We start from the raw sequence: 22,096 nt of genomic DNA, 5'->3' as shown, positions 1-22,096 counted from the left end.
ACAAGGTCATCACCCCGGCGGACCATCTCCGACCGACCGGCCTCCACCCGACCCGTTAGTAGACATATTTTATGTCGATCGTTACGGTGTCGTCTATCTACCGCCTGGAGCCCGCCATGAGAAGACTGGTGTCCACCGCCGTCCTGACCGCCGCGCTCTGCGTGAGCGCCGCGCTGCCGGCCTCGGCCGGCGACCGCCCGCCGCCCGCCGACGCCACCCCCTGCCTGCCGTCGTCGTCCGCGCAGCCGGTCTGCACCGAGGGAACGCTGCCCGACGGCACCGCGTACCGATTCGCCGTTCCCCGCGACTGGAACCGGATCGTCCTGGTCGACCTCGACTTCGCCGCGGGCGGCCTGGAGAGCCCGCTGACCGCACGGCTGCTGGAGCGCGGCTTCGCCCGCGGCGGCACCACCCGCCTGGTGACCGGATGGAACATCCGCCGGGCGATCGACAACCAGGCGGCGGCTCTCGCGGCGTTCACCGCCGCCTTCGGCCGGGTCCGGTGGGCGATCGCGTCGAGCAACTCGATGGGCGGATTCGTCTCCGCGGGCGTCGCACAGGTGCACCCGCAGCGCTTCGACGCGGCCGTCGCGTTCTGCGGCGGCCTCAGCGGGTCCGTCGCGCAGTGGAACCAGAAGCTCGACACCGTCCACGCGCTCAAGACGTTGCTCTTCCCCGACACGACCCTGCCGGTCACCGGCATCCCGGCCGACGTGCCGGCGGCCCAGCGGGCCTGGATCGGCGCGCTGGGCCAGGCGCAGGCCACCGCACCGGGCCGCGCCCGGATCGCGTTGTCCGCCGCCGTCGGACAGTTGCCGGGCTGGGGTGTGGCGCCGGACGGTTCGCCGACCCCCCGGCCGGATCCCGGCGACGCCGCGGCGGTGCAGGAGGGCATGTACCTGGCGCTGGCCGGTGGGCCGCTGCCCTACATCGGCCAGGCGATGAGCAGCCGCCGCCAGATCGAACAGGTCACCGGCGGCAACCCGTCGTGGAACGTCGGCGTGGACTACGCCCGGCAGTGGCAGGCCGCGCGGCCGGAGTACCGCGACGCGGTGCGCCGGCTGTACCGGCAGGCCGGCCTGGACCTGGACGCCGACCTCGCCCGGCTGAACGCCGCACCGCGCACCGTGGCCGACCCCGCCGCCGTCGAACGCTTCGCCGAGGGGATCGTCTTCACCGGCCGCCTGCGCATCCCCGTCCTCGCGGTCAGCAACGTCGGCGACCAGATCTCGACGGTGGCCCAGCAGCAGTCCTACGAGGCGATCGTGCGCGCGCACGGCAACGGCCGGCTGCTGCGACAGTCCTATGTGGAGTCCGCCGGCCACTGCGCCTTCACGCCGGCCGAACAGGTGGCCGCGATCTCGGTCATGGTCGACCGCCTGCGCGGCGGGCACTGGCCCGACACCGGCCCGCGCGCCATGAACGCCCGGGCCGCCGCGGTCGTCCCCGGTGGGCCCGCCGGCCGGTACATCCCCTTCGCTCCCGAACGGTTCAACCGGCCCTTCCCCGGCTGAACCACCGGCGCGCACGCCGCGGCCCCGGGCGGCCCGCAACGGCAGCGAACGTCGGCCGTCAATGCGTCGACATACACTGGCCCGCGCCGGAAGTCGACGAGGGCGGCCGTTCGGAGGAGACATGAGCACACCGCAGAGGGCCGCCGCGGAGGCGCTCGCGTGGACCCGCCGGCCGGCCAACCTCGGGCGCGCCGTCACCGCCGAACTGGTCGGACGGATCGTGCGCGGGCACCACCCGCCGGGCACGCCGCTGCCGCCGGAGCCCGCCCTGTGCGAGACGTTCTCGGTCAGTCGCACCGTCGCCCGGGAGGCGGTCAAGATCCTCCAGGAGAAGGGTCTCGTCCAGGTCCGCCAGGGCGCCGGCACGATCGTGACGCCGCCGTCGAGGTGGAACCTGCTGGACGAGATGGTGCTGGCGGCCACCATCGCCGAGGACGAGACGCTCGCCGTGCTCGACGATCTCGTGGTCACCCGACGGCTGCTCGAGTCGGACATGGCCGACGTGGCCGCCCGCCAGTCCGACGAGGAGACGCTCGGACGGCTGCGCGAGCTCGTCGACCGGATGGACGAGCTGGTCGACGACCCCGCGACGTACGAGGAACACGACCGGGCGTTCCACGACGTCATCATGCGGGCCTCCGGAAACCGGATCGCGCGCGCCGTGGTCGCCTCCCTGCAGGGCCAGGTCATCCACTCCGCGCGTTACGTGGGCCGCACAGCGCGCGCGCTGTGCGTCGCCTCCAACGCCGGTCACCGGCGCATCTACGAACGCATCGCCGCCGGTGACCCCGCCGGTGCGGCGGCCGCGATGTTCGCGCACATCACCGACGCGTGGCTCGTGCGCCGCAGCGGGCCGGGAAATCCGACCCGGCTGCGGCGCTGACGCGGCGGTCACCGGCGCAGCCACCGCTGGTTCGTGCCGCCGTGGCAGGCCCACAGGGTGATCCTCGTGCCGTTGGCCGTGCCGGCCCCGCTGGCGTCCAGGCACAGGCCGGACTGCGCACCGGTGATCGTGCCGTCGGCGTTGAGGTTCCACTGCTGGTTGCTCTGGCCGTTGCAGTCCCAGATGATCACGGTGGTGCCGTTGGTGGCGCCCTGCCCGTTGGCGTCCAGGCACTTGGTGCCGTACACCGTCAGCTGCCGGCCGGAGGTGTAGGTCCACGCCTGGTTCGCGCCGCCGGAGCAGTCCCACAGCTGCGTCTGGGTGCCGTTGGCGGTGCTCGCGTTCGGCACGTCCAGGCAGCGCCCCGACGGCACGCCGACGATCGTCGCGGCGGCCGGGTCCGGCGCGCCGGTGCCCGGACCGGCCGCGGCCATCACCGCCTGCGCCCCCGACGGCCAGTTCCCGTTGGTGACGGTGACGTTGCCCGACACGACGTTGCCGCGGTCGCCGTTGGTGACGTTCGTGCTGCCGTTGCCGGTCCAGTTGTTCGTGACGGTGAAGTTGCCCATGTTCTCGGCGAACCAGTAGTTGGCCGTGGCCCAGGTGCCGGTCCCCGAGAAGACGTTGTTCGTGGCGGTGTAATAGCGGGAACCCTCGTCGAAGTAGATGCCGAACCAGCCGTTGGTGCGCAGGCAGTAGTTGTCGCGGATGACGGCGTTCGGGTTGGCCGACAGCGTGTAGATGCACCCGCCGTCGGTCATCTGCTGCATGACGTCGTGCACGTAGTTGCCCACCAGCCGGTTGCCCGAGGCGGTCGTCGGGGTGCCGTAGCGCGGCTGGTAGTTGTACAGGCCGCGATCGGCGTAGTGGTTGCTGCCGCCCGCGTCGTTGGAGCCCCAGCCGTAGCCGATCGACATGCCGGTGTAGGGCAGGTTGTAGGCCTCGTTGTGCGAGATCGTCGCGTCGGTGACGTAGGTGGCCAGGACGGAGACGATGCCGCGGTACTCGAGGCCGAGGTCGTGGAGGCGGTTGTCGCTGAGCGTGATGGCGCGGTTGACCATCCGCCGGTCGCTCGGGTGGTGCGCGTCGGCGCGCACGCCGCCGACGACGATCCCGCCGGCCGAACTGCGGGCGATCTCCGAACGGGTGACGGTGATGTTGCTGGCCCCCAGGCCGACCCCGCTGGCGTGGGCGTTGGCGTCGTTGCCGATGCCGATGGCCGTCTGGCCCAGGTTGACGAACTGCGAGTCGCTGAACGTCACCGTGTCGGCGGCCGAGATCTGCACGGCGGCCGGCATCTGCGACCAGTTCGGGCGGGTGGCCTCGAACTGCGGGCAGCCCTGGTGGCAGGCGGAGAAGGCGGGCCAGTTCCAGGTGCCGGTGATGTAGGCACCGGTCTGCTGGTCCACGAAACCCTGGTTGCTGCTGGGACCCAGCCAGGTCGTGCCGGTGAAGGTGATGCCGCTGAACGCGATGTGGTGCGCCGGCGCGTCGTAGGTCCCGCCGATGTTCACCAGGGACTGCAGCGCCGGCGCCTCCACGCCGACGGTGCCCATGTTCTGGCCGGGCCGGGGGATGTAGTAGAGCGCCCCGGCCGCGGGGTTGAGGTACCACTCGCCGGGCGCGTCGAGGAACTCGTAGGCGTTCGTCAGGTACAGCGGGCCGGCGCGGTGCGGGCTGGTGAACGTGTCGTAGCCGAAGTTGTTGTTGTTCCACGCCGGCTGCTTCATCGTGATGACGTTCCCGCCGATGCTCTGCACCGGCGAGTACCGGTCGGTGAACGAGTTGACGCTCTCGATCTCCACGCGGCCCTGGTCGGCCAGGTTGTTCAGGTAGGCCAGCGCGCCGTTGGAGAAGCGCAGGCCGGTGGCGGAGGCGGTGAAGTCGGCGCGGTTGACCTGGGTGCGCGCCCGGGTGGCGACGGCGCCGTCGACGTACAGCTGCCGGAAGTCGAAGCCCGGGGTGACGCTGGCGCGCCAGATGTTGCGGCCCGCGTCGGCGACCGTCCAGCCGGTGACCGCCCGGGCGCCGCTGAGCACGGGGCGCGCCGACGGGGCGGCCCGCCACCGGACGGTGTGACCGCCGGAGCCGGAGTCCTCGGCGGTGAGGCGCAGCGGTGCCGAGAGCCGGTACGTCCCGTCGGCCAGCTGCACGACGATGTCGTCGACCATCGCGTCGTTGAGTGACCGCACCGTTGCCTGCGCCTGCGCGAGGGAGCACGGCTGCGTCGCGGAACAGGCGGTGCCGGTGCCCGAGGGGGCGGCGTGGACGGTGGTGGCCTCCGCCGACGCCGGGGCGGTGCAGGCCAGCACGGCGGTCGCACTCGACAGCACGGCGGCGGCCGCGGCAGCCAGTGCGCGTCGAAGCGGTGGGAACGGCGACACGGCCATGGATCCCTCCCGGGTTCGTATGACGTATGACGTAAACAGCGGCCACGCTAGGGCGGCCCTGATGCGACCGTCAAGCGATCATCATCGATCGGCGGATAGCCCGTTCCAGGGGTGAAAGTTTCACCTCCCGGCTCCCGGTCCGGGCGGTTGCGGACCGGTTCCTTGCGAAGTCATCAGACGTATGATGTGGTCCGATCGAAGTGAGTCGATCGATCTTCGGAGGGCACCGCCGATGTCCAGGCGCCTGACAGCACTCGTGACCATGACCCTGACCGCCGCCGCCGTCCTGGTCGCGGTCGCCTCCCCCGCCCGGGCGGCGACCGCGATCACCGTCAACGGGTCCTCGGGCGGGCGGGTGTTCGACGGCGTCGGTGCCGTCAGCGGCGGGGGCGGCAACAGCCGCCTGCTGATCGACTATCCGGAGCCGCAGCGCAGCGACATCCTCGACTACCTGTTCAAGCCCGGCTACGGCGCCGCGATGCAGATCATGAAGGTGGAGATCGGTGGGGACACCAACTCGACCTCGGGCGCCGAGCCGAGCCACCAACACACCCGCGGCGCCGTCAACTGCGACCGCGGCTACGAGTGGTGGCTGATGGAACAGGCGAGGGCGCGCAACCCCGCCATCTCCCTCGTCGGCCTCGCCTGGGGCGCCCCGGGCTGGATCGGCAACGGCAACTTCTGGTCCACCGACTCGATCGACTATCTGCTCTCCTGGCTCGGTTGCGCCACCTCGCACGGCCTGACCATCAACTACCTGGGCGGCTGGAACGAGAAGGGCTACAACACCACCTGGTACAAGAACCTGCGCTCCGCGCTGGACTCCCGCGGCTACAGCGGCGTGAAGATCGTCGCCTCGGACGACTTCGGCTGGGGCGCCGCCGACGAGGCGCTGCGCGACCCCGCGTTCGGCAACGCCGTGTCGGTCTTCGGCAGCCACTACGTCTGCGGCTACCGCAGCGCACAGAGCAGCTGCCCGAGCTCGGGCAACGCCCAGGCGACCGGAAAGCCGCTGTGGGCCAGCGAGAACGGCTCCGACGACTACAACGCCGGCGCCCAGGCACTGGCCCGCGGCATCAACCGCGGCTACATCGACGGCCGGATGACCGGTTACATCAACTGGCCCGTCATCGCCGCGATCACGCCCAACATCCCGTGGGCCACCACCGGTCTGGCGGTGGCGCCGCAGCCCTGGTCCGGCTACTACGCGATCGGGCGCAACGCGTGGGTGATGGCGCAGACCACGCAGTTCACCGCCCCGGGCTGGCGCTACCTCGACAGTTCCAGCGGATACCTGGAGGGCAACCGCAACAACGGCAGCTACGTCTCGCTGAAGTCCCCCAACAACCGCGACTACAGCACCATCGTCGAGACCATCGACGCCGGCGGCGCGCAGACCCTCAATTTCACCGTGACCGGCGGCCTGTCCACCGGCACCGTGCACGTCTGGTCGACCGACGTGCGCTCCACCAACCCCGCCGACCACCTGGCGAAGGTCGCCGACATCACGCCGACCGGCGGCGGGTTCTCCCTCACCGTGCAGCCCGGTCGCGTCTACAGCATCACCACCACGACGGGGCAGGGTAAGGGCTCCGCGACCAGCCCGGCGCAGGGCACCCTGAAGCTGCCCTACGGCGACACCTTCGACAGCTACCCGACCGGCCGCGAAGCGACCTACCTCATGGATCAGCAGGGCTCGTTCGAGATCGCCGGCTGCGGCGCCGGCCGCACCGGGCAGTGCGTGCGCCAGATGTCCGAACAGGCGCCGATCTACTGGACCTCCGGCCGCGCCGAACCGTACACGCTGCTGGGCGACCTCACCTGGCGCAACTACACCGTCTCCTCCGACGTCATGCTCGAGAGATCCGGCTACGCGCAACTGTTGGCCCGCGCCAACACCTACAACCACCAGGGGCCGCAGAATCTCAACGGCTACTACTTCCGGGTCACCGACGCCGGAGCCTGGTCGATCCTGAGCAACAACACCAGCGGCCAGTGGCGCACGCTGGCCTCCGGGACCGTCGCCGCCCTGGGCACCGGTCGCTGGCACAGCCTTTCCGTGGCCGTCGAGGGCAGCACGCTCACCGCGAGCATCGACGGCACCGTCGTCGGCCGCGCCACCGACACCGCCTGGGTCGCCGGCCAGGTCGGCTACGGCACCGGTCAGGGCGTCACCGCGCAGTTCGACAACCTGAGCGTCACCCCGCTCGGCGGCTCGTCGGGTCCGACCGGAGAGATCCGCGGCGCCGGTTCCAACCGCTGCCTCGACGTCAACGGCCAGAGCCAGTCCGACGGCGCGGTCGTCCAGATCTGGGACTGCAACGGCGGGGCGAACCAGCGGTGGACCCTCACGTCGGGCAACCAGCTGACGGTCTACGGCAACAAGTGCCTGGACGTGCCGGGCACCGCCAACGGCACCCGCGCGCGGATCCTGGGCTGCACCGGCGGCACCGGCCAGCAGTGGCGGGTCAACGCCGACGGCACGATCGTCGGGGTCGCTTCCGGCCTGTGCCTGGACGTCAACGGCGCCGGCACGGCGAACGGCACCGCGGTGCAGATCTGGACCTGCAACGGCGGCGCCAACCAGTCGTGGATCCGCGGTTGAGAGGCGACCTTGTCCCGCGAGTCTGACGTCGTTTTCAGGATGACGACGGGAGTGCCGTCCGCGCACCGACGGCCTCCCGACCCCCACGACCAGGGACTTGATGCGGTTCTGGGCCCGATGGGGCGGTACGTCGTTCGCCATCCGGGTTGCATATCGATTGCCCTGAATTACGGTCCGGTCATGACACCTGACGGATCCGATCGGGCCGGCTGGGCGGGACGGCTCGCCGCGGCCGCCGTGTGCCTTCTCGTCGGCGCCGGTCTCGGCGACGCCGGCGCCTCCGCCGCGGCTCCGGTGCCCGCTTCGCACGTCGCCGTCGACCCACCGGCCGGGGCGCCGCCCGGGGTGTGCCCGGACGGCGCCTCCTACGGCCCGCCGCTGCCCGCGGCGAACGTGTCCGCGGCACGCGTGCGCGGCGGCTACTCGTTCCTCGAGGGGCCGGTGTGGATCGCCGACCCGGGATACCTGCTGATGTCCGACCTCGCCCCGGCGACCGGCAGCCAGGGGGTGCAGCCGTCGACGATCCGCCGCATGGATCCCGCCGGAACCGTGGACACGTGGGTCGCCGACTCCGGCAGCAACGGCCTGGCGTTGACACCCGACGGGCAGCAGCTCGTCGCCGCCACGCACGACAACCGGACGGTCTCCACGTACCGGGTCGCCGACCGTTCCCGCGCCGTGCTCGCCGCCGACTACCAGGGCCGGGCGTTCAACTCGCCGAACGACGTCACCGTGCGCGCCGACGGCGTCGTCTACTTCACCGACCCGAACTTCCAGCGCGGCCGCCGCCCCGACGCGATGGGCGGGCGCACCGGGGTGTTCCGGTCGGCCGGCGGCCAGGTCTCCCTCGTCGACGACACCGTGCGCCAGCCGAACGGCATCGCGCTGTCGCCCGACGGACGCACGCTGTACGTGGGCGCGTTCGCCGAGAACCGCGTCTACGCCTACCCCGTGCGGCCCGACGGCAGCACCGGGACGCGCACCGTCTTCGCCGCCGTCAACGGCCCCGACGGCGTGACCGTCGACTGTGCCGGCAACGTGTACTGGGTCTCGCACAACGAGGGCCGGGTACACGTCTTCTCCCCCGTGGGTGCCGCACTCGGCACCGTCTCCACCGGTGCGCGGGCGACCAACGCCGCCTTCGGCGGAGCCGACCGCCGCACGCTGTACGTCACCGCCGGCCAGCAGGGCGACTTCGGCGTGTACGCCGTGCGTCTCGCCGTTCCCGGATATCCGTACTGAACCCCCGACCACCCGAAGGTGCACGCATGCGACCTCTACCTCGGCGCGCCCTGGTCCTGGCCCTGATCGGCCTCGGCGGCACCGGACTCGTGACCGTCGAATCGCCGGCCACGGCCGCGCCCACCGGCGCGATCGTCAACGCCGCCACCAACCGCTGTCTGGACGCCCGCGGCGGCACCGCCCGCCTGTACGACTGCACCGGTGCGGCGGCGCAGCGCTGGAGCGTGAGCGCCGCCGGCGAGGTGCGCACCGCCGACGGCGCCCGCTGCCTCACCACCCCGGCCCCCGGTTCGTCGTCGGCCCGGGTCCTCGCCTGCGACGCGTCGGCGGCACAGCGCTTCCGGGTGGGTGCCGACGGGCGGATCACCGCCCAGTCCTCGGGGCTGTGCCTGGACGGCGGCTCGGGCGGCAACGGCGCGACGGTGGCGCTGCGCACCTGCCGCGATCAGCGGGGGCAGCGGTGGAGCGCACCGGTGGACACCACACCGCCGTCCGCGCCGGGCGAACTGCGCGCCGACGACCTGGCGTGTGACTCGGTGACGCTCACCTGGTCGGCGGCAACCGACGACGTCGGCGTCACCGGCTACGACATCTATCACGACGGCCAGTTCGTCACCGCCGTACCGGGCGACACCCGTTCCGTGTCGGTGCCCGTGGTCGGCGGAGCCACCTGGGGCTTCTACGTCAACGCCCGGGACGCCGCGGGCAACGTCTCGCAGGCCGGGCCGACCGTGACCGTCACGCCGCCGTTCTGCGCACCCGACGACGAGGCGCCGGCGACGCCGACCGGACTCACCGCGGCCGCGACCGGCACCACCGTGACGCTGCACTGGAACGCCGCGGCCGACAACGTGGCCGTCACCGCCTACCTGATCCTCCGCGACGGCGCCACGGTCGCCACCGTCGGCGGCTCCGCCGCGAACCCGCCCGCCACCACCTACACCGACAGCGGGCTGCGTCCGAACACCACCTACCGGTACACCGTCGTGGCCCGCGATGCCCAGGGCAACCGGTCCGCGGAGAGCGCACCGGCATCGGCGTCGACCGGCACCGCCTGCGCCACGCCGGTGTGCGCCGCCACGGTCGTGACCACCGAGTCGGACCTGCCGTGGGGTCTGGTGCAACTGCCCGACGGCACCGTCCTCTACGGCCGGCGGGACCGCTTCGACATCGTCGCGATGAGCCCCGACGGCAGCGGCAAGCACAGCATCGGCACGGTGCCCGATGTGCAGGGCACGGACGGCGAGGGCGGTGTGCTCGGGCTGGCGGTCTCCGCCGACTTCACCGCCGACCGGTGGCTGTACATCTACCACACCACCGCGTCCGACAACCGGATCGTGCGGATCCGCTACGACGGGACGCTGCGCACCGACACGGTGCAGGTCCTGCTCACCGGCATTCCGCGCAACAAGTACCACAACGGCGGGCGGCTGCGGTTCGGTCCCGACGGCATGCTCTACGCGGCGGCCGGTGACGGCCAGGATCCCGACGTGGCGCAGGATCTGTCCAGCCTCGGCGGCAAGGTGCTGCGCCTGCGCCCGGACGGTGGCGTGCCGGGCGACAACCCGTTCCGGGGCAGCTACGTGTGGAGCTACGGGCACCGCAACCCGCAAGGGCTGGCGTTCGACTCGCGGGGCCGGCTGTGGGAGCAGGAGTTCGGCAACAACGTCATGGACGAGACGAACCTCATCGTCAAGGGCGGCAACTACGGCTGGCCGGCCTGCGAGGGCACCTCGGGCGAGTGCGGCGGTGCCGGACTGGTCGCGCCCGTGCGCACCTACCCGGTCGCGGCGGCGTCGTGCAGCGGCATCGCCGTCGTCCGCGACGTGCTCTACATCGCCTGCCTGCGCGGCACCCGGATGTACCGGGCGGCGATCACCGGCGACACCCTGGCCGCCGCCGAACAGTACTTCGTCGGCACCTACGGCCGGTTGCGCACGGTCGAGCCGGCCGACGACGGCGGGCTGTGGCTGACCACCAGCACCGGCGGCGACAAGGACAGCATCCCCGACAACAGCAACGAACGGATCCTCAAGGTCACGCTGGGCGGCTGACCGGCCGCCGGCTACCGGAGGCGGGTGCGCGCGCGGCCGGAGCCCAGCCCCGCCAACGGTCCCGCCGCGGCCGGCTGCCCGGCCTCCCGGCGCGCACCGGCGAGGTCGACGTCCAGCACGGCCGGGGTGCCGTCCGGCTCCTCGAAGTCCGCGTCCACGAGGCGCACCCGGGCGAGGTCCCGGCCGCCGACCGGGGCGAGCCGCGCCTTGTCGAACTCCTCCGGCAGCTCACTCAGCAGGAAACAGCCCCCGTCCTCGGCGACGATCGACAGCGTGCCCGACGGCAGGACGGTGGCGCCGTGCTCGCCCGCGAACGCCGCGGCGCCCGGCAGGTACACGTTGCCGCTGACGTAGACCGGCTGCGCGACGGCCGCGAAGCGGCGGTGATCGCCGGGCGGCTGCGCGGCGAGGCGTTCGAGGTACTCGTCGAACGACGCGGGATGGCCGTCGTAGCCGGACGTGCCGAACGTCGGCGGCCCCACGCCCTCGGCGTTCGGGCCGTAGGCGGCGGAGGGGTCGACGGCCGCGAACACGTTGCCGATCCAGCGGTCGTCGCCGCCCATGACGACCGCGTAGCCGGCGACCTGCGTGCTGTGCGGGCGGTGGTACGGGGTGGCGCGGTCCAGCACCGGTTCCAGGCGCACCGTGCCGAGCACGAGGTTGTGCGCGAACGCGCCGCCCTGGCTGTACAGCTCCACCGCCGCGGCCGACCCGAAGACGTTGTGCTCGACCAGGTACGGCCCGTGGCTCACCTCGACGAAGAGGTCCCGGCTGTTGCTGTGCAGCACGTTGCGGGAGATCCGCGAGCCCTGCGTCTGCCAGTCCAGCCACACGCCCAGCGAGCAGTCGTGCACGTAGTTGCCGCGGATCGTGACGTCGATCGCGGCGTGCAGCTTGATCCCGGCGATCTCGTACCCGTAGAACTCGCGTTTGACGGCGATGTCGTAGATGTGGTTGTCCTCGATGGTGGAGAAGACGCAGCCGAGGTGGCCGACGACGGCGTTCTGGCCGCAGTCGAAGACGGTGTTGCGGCGGATGACGTGCGAGCCGATGGTCTCCCGGTCCCAGCCGTGCTGCAGGGCGGTGAAGACCGACTCCAGCTGGTACTGGTAGCCGGGCTTGTCGCCGCGTTCGGTGGAGTAGTTGTGGCCGGTGGAACCCTCCTTGCCGATCGAGATCGCCGAGCACTTCGCGTCGTGGATGACGTTGTCCTCGATGATCCAGCCCTTGGCCCAGTTCGGGCCGATCAGGCCGGGCTGGTCGGCGGTCGGCGGCGCCCACGGCGTGGCGGCGTGCGCGAGTTCGAAGCCGCGCACGGTGATGTAGTCGAGGTGGTGCGCCTCCGGGTAGAAGACGGAGCGGCGCACGTTGATCTCGACCGGTTCGACGTTCGGGTCGGCGCCCTGGAAGTTGGCCCAGATCGTGGTCGTGTCCGTGCCGACCTCGGCGTACCAGACGAGCCGGGTCCGGTCGGGGTCGCGGATCGGGACCGTGGTGCCGGTCCAGTTGTCGAACGCCTCGGTGCGCCGCGGCGGGTCGTTCACCTCCGCGCGGGAGGCGACCTCGTAGAAGCTCACGCCGTTGAGGTAGACCTCGCCGAGATGCTTGGGCGGTGCGCCGTCGCGGTAGACGATCCAGTCGCCGGCGACCTCCTCGGCGTACGGGTTGAAGTCGCCGAAGAGGGTGTTCGGCACCGCCGCCCGCCAGACCGTGCCGCCGTCGGGTTCCCAGGAGGTGACGCGTTCGGAGCCCTTGATGACGACGTGTTCGCCCGCGGCCGCCTCGTAGGTGATGCGGCGGGTGGGGCTCAGGCCGCCGTGGCGCGGAACGACCCGTTCGCGGTACTCCCCGGCGTGCACGACGACGGTGTCGCCGGCGCGCGCCAGGGCGGCGGCCCGGTTGATGGTGCGCAACGGCCGTTCCGCCGAACCGTCAGCGGTGTCCGAGCCGTCCGTCGCCACATGGAACACGAAGGTCACCGATCACGCCTTTCTCCCACGCTGATGGATGCACTCATCGGGCCCGGCTCCTCCAGCCGGAACGTCGCCGCCCGGCCGCCGGCGGTGATCCCGTACTCGCCGAGGAACCCGCTGAACCGCACCCGGCCCTCGGCGTCGGTGCGCAGCGTGGTGGGCGCCACCCACCACTCCTCCTTCACCAGGGAACGCAGCGCGTCGTACGAGGGCTTCGGCGAACCGTCGCGCCGCACCAGCCCGCTCGGGGCACCGAGCCAGCCGCCGTCGGCGATGCCCCAGTACGTCAGCGCCCGGACCGACGGGTGCGACATCAGCGTCCGGTAGTGGCGCACGATCTCGTCGGCCTGGCGGGCCTCACCCTCGGGTGTCGTCGGCCAGTCCGGGACCTGGTAGTCGTTGAGATCCTCGATGTGCGCCGGCATCAGGTCGCCCGAGACGAGCGTGGTCTCGGTGAAGTGGATCGGCAGGCCGTAGCGGGCGAACCGGTCGAGGATCGCCAGCGTCCGCTCTTCTCCCCAGTAGCCCTGGTGCATGTGGCTCTGCAGGCCGAGCGCGTCGATCCGGATCCCGGCCTCCAGCACCCCTTCGATCAGGCACTCGTACGCCGTCGACAGGTCGAAGTCGTTGAGCAGCAGGGTCGCCTTCGGGTTGGCGTCGCGGGCGGCGTCGAACACCATGCGGACCGTGGGGATGCGGCCCTGTTCGCGGCAGACGCGGGTGATGCCGTTGTCGTACCGGTCGAACACCGGCATGATGACGACCTCGTTGATGACGTCCCAGGTGTCGATCAGGCCCTGGAAGTCGGCCACCTCCCGCCGGATCCGGTCGACCTGCGCCCGCGCGATCTCCGCGTTGGACAGGTCGAGCAGCCAGTCCGCGGTGACGGTGTGCCAGGCGAGCGGGTGGCCCTTCACCGGCACGCCGCGTTCGACGAACCAGCGCGCGGCGCGGCGCAGCCGCTCGGTGTCCGGCTTTCCGCGCTCCGGTTCGAACTGGCCCCAGTAGAACGGCAGCGTGGCGAAGTTGAACACGTCGAGCCATCGCTCCGCCAGCCGCGCGAGTTCGGGCCCGGCCGCCGGCTCGTCGTTGGCCAGCGGCACGAACTCGAAACCGATGCAGCCGAACAGGAACTTGTGATCGCGTTGCGCGAGCACGACCTCCCGTTCGACCAGGGGAGCCCCGTCGGCCACGACCGTGAGGGTGACCTCGGCCGTGCGGTGCTCCCAGATCCTGTCCGCCACCCTCAACCCTTCACCGCGCCCGCGGTGAGCCCTTCCGTCAGGAAGCGCTGCCCGAAGGCGTACATGATCACCACGGGGATGCTCACCAGCAGCGACGCCGCGGCGAGCTGCCCCTGCGGCGTCACGTCTCCGGTGATCATCGCCTGCATCCCGACCGGAAGCGTCTTGTATTCGTCCTTGGTGATGAAGACGAAGGCGAAGAGGAACTCGTTCCAGGCGTTGGTGAGGGTGAAGAGCGCGACCGCCAGCAACCCCGGCTTGGCCAGCGGCAGCACCACCCGCCCGAACGCCTGCAGCCGGGTGCAGCCGTCGACCAGCGCCGCCTCCTCCAGCTCGACCGGGATCGAGGCGAAGTACCCGGTCAGCAACCAGGTGGCGAACGGCAGCGTGAACGTCGGATAGGTGAGCATCAGCGACCACAGCGAGTCGGTGAGCCGCAACCCGATCAGCAGCTGGTACAGCGGGATGAACAGCAACGCGCCCGGCATGACGTAGGTGAGCAGGACCGTGACGGTGAAGCTCTGTGCCCCGCGGAACCGCAGCCGGGCCAGCGCGTACCCCGCGAGCGCCGCGCAGACCAGCGCCACCAGGGTGGACGCGAGCGAGACCAGGATGGTGTTCAGGTACCAGCGGCCGAACGGCTGCAGGGTGAACAGGTCGGTGAACTGCTGCGTCGTCCACGGCGTCGGCCACAGGTCGCTGTTGCGCATGACGATCTGGTCCTCGGACTTGAACGCCGTGACGAGGATCCAGTACAGCGGGCTCAGCACGAAGAAGAGCAGCCCGGCGATGGCGACCCCGGAGCCGAGCCGCGAGGCGACCGACGACGCGCGGCGGCGTCCCCGGGTCTGCAGCGTCGACACCACCTTGCCGACCGCCGCCGCGATCAGCAGGATCACCGCGAGGACCACCAGCGCCTTCCAGAAGATCTGCGGCGACGCCACCGCGAGCAGGCCGGTGACCAGCAGGGTGACGGCCCACGGCAGCGCCTTGCGCATCGTCGCGAACCGTTCCTCCGTGCGGGCCTTGCGCGGTGCCGGGGCGCCGGTGTCCGGTCGCATCAACCGGACCAGGACGAAGACCAGCGCGCCGATGATCGGCAGCATGACGAGCGTGACCGCGGCCCCGGCGCCGTACTGGAGCTGCAGGATCGCCTTGGAGTAGGCGACGAGCACGTACGGCGCGGTCGCGTCGCCCGGGCCGCCCTGCGTCAGCAGCCAGATGAGGTCGAAGTTGTTGAACGTCCAGATCGAGGAGAGCGTCACCGTGACGGTGATGACGTGGCGCAGCCCGGGCAGCGTCACGTGGCGGAACCGTTGCCACGCCGAGGCGCCGTCGATGGTGGCCGCCTCGTACAGGTCCGCGGGGATGGCCTTCAACCCGGCGAGGAACGTGACGGTGAAGAACGGGATGCCCTTCCACACGTTCACCATGATCACCGACGGCATGGCCAGGTTCGGGTCGGACAGCCAGCCCGCCGGCCAGCTGTCGACGAGGTGGAGCTGGGCCAGCAGCGGCCCGATCCCCGAGTCGGTGAGCAGGATGTTGACGCTGCCGAAGATGGGGTCCAGCAGCGAACGCCAGCTGAACGCCGTCACCACCGTCGGCACCACCCACGGCAGGAGCAGCAGCCCGGCCAGCACGGCCCGCCCGCGCTTGCGATGGTGCAGCAGCAGCGCCGCGGAAAGCCCCAGCACCACCTTGAACACCTCGGCGTAGGCGGTGAAGACGAAGGAGTTCAGCACGCCGGTGCGGAACATCTCGTCGTCGACGAGGGCGGCGTAGTTGTCCAGGCCGACGAAGACGCTCTCCGACCCGTGGCGTTCGGTCGTGCTGGTGATGGCGGAGCGGGCGATCGGCAGCAGCACGAGCCCGCCGACCAGAACGGCCATGGGCGCCAGGAACAGCGTCGCGAGCCGCCAGTCGCGACCCAGCCGGCGCTGGGTGGGGGTGAGCGAGCCGGACCCCGGCGGTGCGGATGCCCGCTTCGCCGGGGCCGGCGCCGGCCGGAGCGTCGTCACTGCGGCAGACCCTGCTGGTTGAAGATCTGCACCATCTTGGCGTGCGCGGACTTCACCGCCTGCGCGGGCGCCTTGCCCTGCACGACCTCCTGCATCATGTCGGTGAGCACGTAGGCGGCGACGGCGGCCTGCTGGCCCGCGCTGGCCTTCTGCGGGAAGCTGAGGCCGTTCTTCGTGGTCAGCGGCAGCGGCTGCTGGGTGATCTTGCGCATGATCGGGAAGCCGGGGTCGCCGCTGGTGAAGTACGGGTCGGCGTCCCAGACCTTCTCCCAGGCGGGCAGTGCCAGGCCGGGCGCCTCCTTCGCCACGCCGAGCAGCGCCGGCGCGGTGATCAGGTACTGCGCGAGGAGCTTGGCGAGCGGGGCGTTCTTGGCGCCCTTGAAGACCACGAACGCCTGGGACTGGCCGAACATCAGCGGCTTGTCGGTCGCCGGCCCGGTGCAGTCGGAGAAGACGTGGGTGTTCTCGTAGACGGGGTTCTTCTTCGTCTTGGAGTCCGCGTAGACGCTGAACTGGTTGCGGGTGTAGCCCAGGATGCCGGCGAGCCAGTTCTCGTTGTTGCTGGAGTCGGTCCAGCTCTGCACACCGGGCGGCAGCATCGGCTTGTACTTGTTGTTGGTGTAGATGTCGCCGAGGAAGGTCACCGCCTGCACCGTCTCTGGCGAGTCGAAGGTGACCTTGCGGCCGTCGTTGGAGGCGATCGCCCCGCCGTAGGCGTTGATCAGCGCCTCGATCATGCCGTTGGCGTCACCGGAGCGGTTGACGGTCATGCCCCAGCCGAACCGGCGCTTGTCCGGGTTGGAGATCGCCAGGCAGAGGTCGCGCAGTTCCTCCCAGGTGTAGTTCTCCTTGGGGGTGATGCCCTTCTCCTGCATCCAGTCCTTGCGCAGGAACGACCCGATGCCGATGAAGTGATACGGGATGGCCACCCACTTGCCGTCGAAGACGCAGAAGTTCTTGGCCTCGCTGCTGGGCTCGCCGTACTTGGCCGTCAGCGCCTTGACGACGTCGGTCACGTCCTCCAGGTCGCCCAGCGCCTGGAACTGCGCGACGAAGCGGTTGTCGGTCATGAACGCGAGGTCGCGCGCGACGCCGCCCTGGACCTCGGCGTGGATCTTGGCCACCACGTCACCCGCGTCGGCCTGGACCAGACTGTTCTCGATCTTGGTGCCGGTGGCGTCGGCGAATTTCTTGATGGAAACGTCGAGCGCCTCGTTCGCCGCCACCGAATACAGCTTCTGGGACAGCACTCCCATCGAGGAGCCCTTCATCGACGCCGCGGCGTCGACGAGTTCTTTCGGGACCTCCGCGGCGACCGGGGGCTTCGACCCCGAGCCGCCGTCGCCGCACGCGGCGAGACCCGCCGCGCCGAGTACCCCCGCGCCCATCCCGAGCACGCCACGCCGTGTCCACACCGGCTTTGCTTCCATGGAACGTTGCCTCCTTCGTCGCCTCAGCACAGCACGCACGAGGGGCTCGGGAGGCGGTGCGCGAGGGGCGTGCGCCAATTCATCACTCGCAATGTTCCGAAACTTCCGAGTGATTCTCCCGATGGATTACGCGCGTGCCGCACGCTACGACGAAAGAATGGAGCGGGTCAATAGGCTATTTTCTGCGTGCCGAACGGAATAGCGAAAAGAACATGAAGCAATGACGCACGTGCAAAAGGCACGGCGTCGACCGTTCTTCGCGCCACCTCCCCGTGGTTCGAAATTTCGAACAGAGTTCGAGATATCGATTCGAGTGGTCGCGACGCTAGAGGACGGCGCTGGAGGTGTCAATGAACAGCGCCCCGCCGGCGGCGCCGGAGGTCAGGCTGGTGGGAGAAACCCCAGTCGGGACGAGAGCGCGGCCGCCCCCTGTTTGACCAGCCGGGTCCACTCGTCGTGCGTGTCCGGCGTCCAGCGGATGATCGGCGCCGAGACGCTCATCGCGGCGACGGTCCGGCCGGAGTGCTCACGCACCGGCGCGGCGACACAGCGCACCGCACTGTCGGACTCGCCGTCGTCGAACGCCACGCCGGCGACGCGGACCCGCTCGAGTTCCGCGCGCAGCCGCACCGGGTCGGTGACGCTCGCCGGCGTCATGCCCACCAGCTCGCGGTCCGGGACGAGCGCGTCGAGGTCGAACGGCTCGAGGCTGGACAGCAGCATCTTGCCGACCGCCGTGCAGTGCGCGGGCAGCCGCCGGCCGACCGCCGACACCATCCGGACCGGGTGGGTGCTGTCGACCTTCACCACGTACATCACGTCGGTGCCGTCGAGCACGGCCACGTGCACCGCCTCGTCACAGGCGGCGGCGACGTCCTGCGCCACGTCCTGCGCCTCGCGGACCAGGTCCAGCTGCCCGGCGAACGCCGCACCGAGCCGCAGTACCGACATGCCCAGCCGGAACTGCACCGGCTGACCCGGCACGGAGATCAGGTAGGAACGGGCGACGAGCGTGACGAGCAGTTCGTGCACGGTGGTGCGGGGCAGGCCGAGCCGTTCGGCGATCTCCCGGGCCGACAGCCGGGCGTTGTCCAGGAACAGTTCGAGGATGTCGAGTGAGCGGATGACCGCCGGCACCACACGGGGCATGGATCCAGTCCCTTCGAAATACCGAACCGCGTCCGGGATTTCGACACGGCGGCCGCTCGGCAGGATAGCCCCACGCCCCGCCGGAGAAGTAGGGGCTACAGCCGCCACAGCCACGCGTTCCGGTCGACGCACCCGGCCGCGAGGAACTTCCCGTCCGGGCTGAACGCCACCGACCGGATGGACTGGGTGGGTCCGGTCAACGAGCCCACCGCGCGCCAGTCCGCCACGGTGTACAGGGCGATCGTCCCCTTGTCCGTAGCGACGGCCATCCGCTTGCCGTCGGCGCTGAACGCCACCGCGTCGACCGCGGCACCGAAGTCGGCCCGGATCACCCGCACCTCCGCGCCGCTCGCGGCGTCCCGCACCCGCAGCCCCTCGTCGCCGGTGACCGCGGCGAGATACTTCCCGTCCGGGCTGAACGCCACGCCGCTGGACGCCGAGTCCTCGTAGACGGACTTCTGCGCCCCGGTCGCCACGTTCCACAGGCGCAGGGTGTTGTCGTGCGCGGTGCTGGCGAGGGTCTTGCCGTCCGGGCTGAACGCCAGGCCGTGCGCCGACTGCGTGTGGCCGGTGAGGTCGCGCTGGAACGCCCCGGTGCCGGCGTCCCACAGCCGGATCGACCCGTTGTCACCGCCGGTGGCCAGCGTCTTCCCGTCCGGGCTGAACGCCACGCTCCACACCGCGATCGACTGTCCGCTCAGCGTGCGCAGGGTCTGGTTGTTGTGCAGCGTCCAGATGCGTGCGGTGCCGTCGCCGCTGCCCGTGGCGAGGCTCTCCGCCTTCGGGTTGTACGCGAGGCTGAGCACCGAGTCGTTGTGGCCGCCGAGGGTGAACCGCGGGCGGTCGGGCGAAGCGACGCTCCACAGCAGCACCGTGCGGTCGTTGCTGGCGGTGGCGAGCGCCGCGCTGTCCGGGCTGAACGCGACGGCCGACACGATGTCGGTGTGCCCGCCGAGCGCCTGCCCCTTCGGGTCCCCCGCTGCCTGGGGCGCACCCGACACACCGGGCCCGGCCGGCCCGGGCGATCTCGGCGCCGAGGCCGGTCCGGTGGACGACGTCTTCCGGCCGCTCTTCTCCCCGCGGGACGCGGCGGCGTTGTAGGCCGTGACAGCGCCGGCGGAGGCGAGCAGCAGCGCCGCGACGCCGCCGGCCACGAGCAGGCGCCCTCTCGGCCGCCGAGCCGGGGTCGGCGCCGGAACCGGGACCTGCCCCGCGAGATCCGGCCCGTACGCCGGCCACGCGGCCGTCACCCCCGGCGCGACGGCGCTCGGTGCCGCCGTTCCCGGTGCCGCCGCGGCCTCTGCTGTGCCCGCCGCCGCGTCCGGCCGCACCGCGGCGAGCCCGTGCAGGCTGCCCTCCGCGACGACCAGTTCCGGCTGGTCCAGCACGGTCGGCGCCACCCCGAACGCCCGGTGCAGCATCGTGGCGATCAACGGCACCCGCGTGGAGCCGCCGACCAGGAAGATCGCGCTGAGGTCGGCTCCGGTCAGCCGGCTCTCGCGCAGCAGCCCCCGCACGCACTCGACGGTGCGATCCAGGAACGGCGTCGCCATCGCCTCCAGTTCGTCGCGCACGACGCGGACGCCGGTGTCGACCAGCGGCACCTGCAGGTCGGCGGTCGGATGGCGGGACAGCTGTTCCTTGACGGCCCGGGCGCCCCGCCACAACACGTACCGGGCCTGCCGGTCGGCCGCGTTCGCCGGCGCGTCGAGGCGCTGCCACTCGTGAACGGCCCCCGCGGTGGCCGCGCGCGCGTACGCCACGACCGCCGCGTCGAGGTCGAGCCCGCCGACGTCGACCAGTCCGGCCGAGCCCACGATCTCGAACCCGTCCGCCGTCGCGCGCACCGCGCTGACATCGAACGTCCCCGCGCCGAGGTCGTAGACGAGCAGCGTCTGCCCCGGTTCGATCCGCCGCCGTTGCGTGAAGGCGAAGTGGTAGGCCGCGGCGACCGGCTCCGGCACCAGACCGAACGCCCCCAGCCCGCCCCGTCGCGCCGCTTCGCTCAGCACGGCCAGCCGCGTCGCTCCCCAACCGGCCGGGTGCGTCAGCACGACGTGTTCCGGCTCGCCGCCGGTGACCCGCCGCGCCTCGGCCAGCACCCGGGCGAGAATCGCGCCGAGCAGGTCCGCGACCGGGTACGCGCGATCCCCGAGCCAGACGTTCTCGTCGTCGACGCAGCGCTTCGGATTGGCCTCCAGGCCGGCCGGTTGCGCGACGGCCGCCCGTTCGGCGTCGGCGCCGGTGAGGATGCCGTCCGGGCCGGCGAACACGCCGGAGGACAGCAGCGGCGACCCGTCGAACAGCAGGGGCCGCACCAGCCCGTCGGCGCCCCGGACAACGGCGACCGTCGTCGACGATCCCAGGTCGATCCCCAGTTGATAGGCAGCGCCACGCATCCGGCCACAGTACAAATTCGCCGAAAGCGACCCCGCTGCTTTCTCCGTGCAACCGGCACATTCCACCGCCGGTCTCCCGAAACACTGGTCCTCCACCCAGTACTCCGCTCCACGTGCGCGACGCGAAGGGGCACGTCTCGTGGTGAGGCGTGCCCCCGATGCGCGGTTCGGGTCAGTGGCGGTCGACCTTGAGCGCGGTCAGCCAGTACTCGGTGTCCGGCTGCTCCTCCACACCGAACCGGGCGTTGGGCACGTACAGCCGGTCCCCGAATCGGGCGACCGCGGTCGGCACGTCGAAGTCGTCCGTCCGCAGCGTCTCGACGAGCCGGCCGGCCGTGCCGGAACGGTCGAGCTCGACGACGGCGATCGCGTCGATCGCGTTCTGCACGACGTACAGCGTGCGGCCCTCGCGGAGCACGCCGTCGGGATGGGTGAAGATCTGCCCGCCGAGATCGGCCCGCGTCGCCCGGCCGTCCTCCTCGACGCGGAACAGCTCGCCGGTGGTGGAGTTGACGATCAGCATCGCCCGGCCGTCGGGTGTGGTGGTGATGCCGTTGGCGTTGTACTGCGGCGTCTCCACCCACTCCCCGGTCAGCGGAACGCGTTCGACCCGGCCGTCCCGGACCCGGTACAGGGTGTCGTGGACCGAGTCGGTGAACACCGCGCCCCGCGGGGTCAGCAGCACGTCGTTGATGAACGCCGGCGACCCCGCGGGCACCAGTTGGTATTCGGCGAGGATCGCGCCGGTTCGCAGGTCGAGCACGCGTGCGTCGCCGGACACGCCGCCCGCGACCCACAACTGGCGCCGCCGGCTGTCGATGGCCAGCCCGAGGGACTGCGTTCCCGGACCCTGGCTGATCACCTTGCCCCGGCCGGACCTCAGGTCGAGGGCGTAGATGTCGCCGTCGGCGCGGGAACCGAGGTAGGCCGTGCCGTTCTCGACGGCGATGGACTCGGGTGGGAACCCGTCGGGCAGGTCGATGTGCGTGACGGCCGGCCCGCGGCCGGCGTCGGCGGCCTCTGCCGGAGACAGGGACAGGGCCGCGAGGGCGGCAGCCGTCGCGGCGACGACCACGCCTGCTTTTCTGACTGACTGGATCATGTGGACGAGCGTGCCGACGGGTGACGAACCCGGCCAACGCGGATCGCGGATGCGCACTATGCGCACGCCGCATCCACCCGTGGACGGACC

At 71.3% G+C, this 22,096-nt stretch carries 13 protein-coding genes; 5 read left to right on the top strand and 8 right to left on the bottom strand.

Annotation, left to right across the window (positions count from 1 at the left end; genetic code table 11):
- The first annotated feature begins 116 nt into the window (after positions 1 to 116).
- Entirely contained in the window at positions 117 to 1,514 is a 1,398-nt protein-coding gene (locus tag Val02_RS41395; protein ID WP_203904823.1) for a hypothetical protein, read from the top strand.
- A 121-nt stretch (positions 1,515 to 1,635) separates the two neighbouring features.
- Positions 1,636 to 2,397, top strand: coding sequence for a FadR/GntR family transcriptional regulator (locus Val02_RS41390; protein WP_203904822.1), 762 nt, complete (start codon positions 1,636 to 1,638; stop codon positions 2,395 to 2,397).
- A gap of 8 nt (positions 2,398 to 2,405) precedes the next feature.
- On the opposite strand, the gene Val02_RS41385 is transcribed toward Val02_RS41390, so the two are convergent.
- Positions 2,406 to 4,787, bottom strand: coding sequence for an RICIN domain-containing protein (locus Val02_RS41385; protein ID WP_203904821.1), 2,382 nt, complete (start codon positions 4,785 to 4,787; stop codon positions 2,406 to 2,408).
- A 232-nt stretch (positions 4,788 to 5,019) separates the two neighbouring features.
- Here Val02_RS41385 and Val02_RS41380 point away from each other — a divergent pair, with 232 nt between their 5' ends.
- The 3 genes from Val02_RS41380 (at position 5,020) to Val02_RS41370 (ending at position 10,688) form a co-directional block, all read left to right on the top strand.
- Entirely contained in the window at positions 5,020 to 7,392 is a 2,373-nt protein-coding gene (locus Val02_RS41380; protein WP_203904820.1) for a ricin-type beta-trefoil lectin domain protein, read from the top strand.
- A 180-nt stretch (positions 7,393 to 7,572) separates the two neighbouring features.
- Positions 7,573 to 8,634: an SMP-30/gluconolactonase/LRE family protein gene (locus Val02_RS41375; RefSeq protein ID WP_203904819.1), complete on the top strand. Its 1,062-nt coding sequence runs from the start codon at positions 7,573 to 7,575 to the stop codon at positions 8,632 to 8,634.
- A 26-nt stretch (positions 8,635 to 8,660) separates the two neighbouring features.
- Positions 8,661 to 10,688, top strand: coding sequence for a PQQ-dependent sugar dehydrogenase (locus tag Val02_RS41370; protein WP_203904818.1), 2,028 nt, complete (start codon positions 8,661 to 8,663; stop codon positions 10,686 to 10,688).
- An 11-nt stretch (positions 10,689 to 10,699) separates the two neighbouring features.
- Here Val02_RS41370 and Val02_RS41365 read toward each other — a convergent pair whose 3' ends face one another.
- From Val02_RS41365 to Val02_RS41335, 7 genes are all read right to left on the bottom strand, one after another.
- Positions 10,700 to 12,667: a right-handed parallel beta-helix repeat-containing protein gene (locus Val02_RS41365; protein ID WP_239153727.1), complete on the bottom strand. Its 1,968-nt coding sequence runs from the start codon at positions 12,665 to 12,667 to the stop codon at positions 10,700 to 10,702.
- Entirely contained in the window at positions 12,664 to 13,905 is a 1,242-nt protein-coding gene (locus Val02_RS41360; RefSeq protein ID WP_203904817.1) for an endo-1,4-beta-xylanase, read from the bottom strand. Before Val02_RS41360 ends, Val02_RS41365 begins: the two co-directional genes overlap by 4 nt.
- A 2-nt stretch (positions 13,906 to 13,907) precedes the next feature.
- A complete protein-coding gene (locus Val02_RS41355) occupies positions 13,908 to 15,926 on the bottom strand; it encodes an ABC transporter permease (protein ID WP_203904816.1) in 2,019 nt (672 codons plus the stop codon).
- Complete coding sequence (locus tag Val02_RS41350; protein ID WP_203904815.1) at positions 15,923 to 17,356, bottom strand: extracellular solute-binding protein; 1,434 nt, start codon at positions 17,354 to 17,356, stop codon at positions 15,923 to 15,925. The genes Val02_RS41355 and Val02_RS41350 overlap by 4 nt, the downstream gene beginning before the upstream one ends.
- 381 nt (positions 17,357 to 17,737) lie before the next feature.
- Positions 17,738 to 18,505: an IclR family transcriptional regulator gene (locus Val02_RS41345; protein WP_203904814.1), complete on the bottom strand. Its 768-nt coding sequence runs from the start codon at positions 18,503 to 18,505 to the stop codon at positions 17,738 to 17,740.
- A 95-nt stretch (positions 18,506 to 18,600) separates the two neighbouring features.
- The gene (locus Val02_RS41340) at positions 18,601 to 20,904 is read right to left on the bottom strand and encodes an Hsp70 family protein (protein WP_203904813.1); all 2,304 of its coding nucleotides are present in this window, start codon (positions 20,902 to 20,904) and stop codon (positions 18,601 to 18,603) included.
- 172 nt (positions 20,905 to 21,076) lie between these two features.
- Positions 21,077 to 22,006, bottom strand: a complete 930-nt coding sequence (locus Val02_RS41335) for an SMP-30/gluconolactonase/LRE family protein (RefSeq protein ID WP_203904812.1) — start codon at positions 22,004 to 22,006, stop codon at positions 21,077 to 21,079.
- Positions 22,007 to 22,096: the final 90 nt, after the last annotated feature.

Source organism: Virgisporangium aliadipatigenens (assembly GCF_016863615.1).
In the GTDB taxonomy this organism is placed as follows: Bacteria; Actinomycetota; Actinomycetes; order Mycobacteriales; family Micromonosporaceae; genus Virgisporangium; species Virgisporangium aliadipatigenens.
Note: the sequence above shows the minus strand (reverse complement) of the source record. Positions and strands in the feature narration are given on the sequence as shown.

Excerpts from the sequence above, each read along its gene's own strand:
- Val02_RS41340 (WP_203904813.1), bottom strand. The coding sequence starts at position 20,904 with ATGCGTGGCGCTGCCTATCAACTGGGGATCGACCTGGGATCGTCGACG.
- Val02_RS41380 (WP_203904820.1), top strand. The coding sequence starts at position 5,020 with ATGTCCAGGCGCCTGACAGCACTCGTGACCATGACCCTGACCGCCGCC.
- Val02_RS41350 (WP_203904815.1), bottom strand. The coding sequence starts at position 17,356 with ATGGAAGCAAAGCCGGTGTGGACACGGCGTGGCGTGCTCGGGATGGGC.
- Val02_RS41370 (WP_203904818.1), top strand. The coding sequence starts at position 8,661 with ATGCGACCTCTACCTCGGCGCGCCCTGGTCCTGGCCCTGATCGGCCTC.
- Val02_RS41385 (WP_203904821.1), bottom strand. The coding sequence starts at position 4,787 with ATGGCCGTGTCGCCGTTCCCACCGCTTCGACGCGCACTGGCTGCCGCG.
- Val02_RS41390 (WP_203904822.1), top strand. The coding sequence starts at position 1,636 with ATGAGCACACCGCAGAGGGCCGCCGCGGAGGCGCTCGCGTGGACCCGC.
- Val02_RS41375 (WP_203904819.1), top strand. The coding sequence starts at position 7,573 with ATGACACCTGACGGATCCGATCGGGCCGGCTGGGCGGGACGGCTCGCC.
- Val02_RS41395 (WP_203904823.1), top strand. The coding sequence starts at position 117 with ATGAGAAGACTGGTGTCCACCGCCGTCCTGACCGCCGCGCTCTGCGTG.
- Val02_RS41345 (WP_203904814.1), bottom strand. The coding sequence starts at position 18,505 with ATGCCCCGTGTGGTGCCGGCGGTCATCCGCTCACTCGACATCCTCGAA.
- Val02_RS41335 (WP_203904812.1), bottom strand. The coding sequence starts at position 22,006 with ATGATCCAGTCAGTCAGAAAAGCAGGCGTGGTCGTCGCCGCGACGGCT.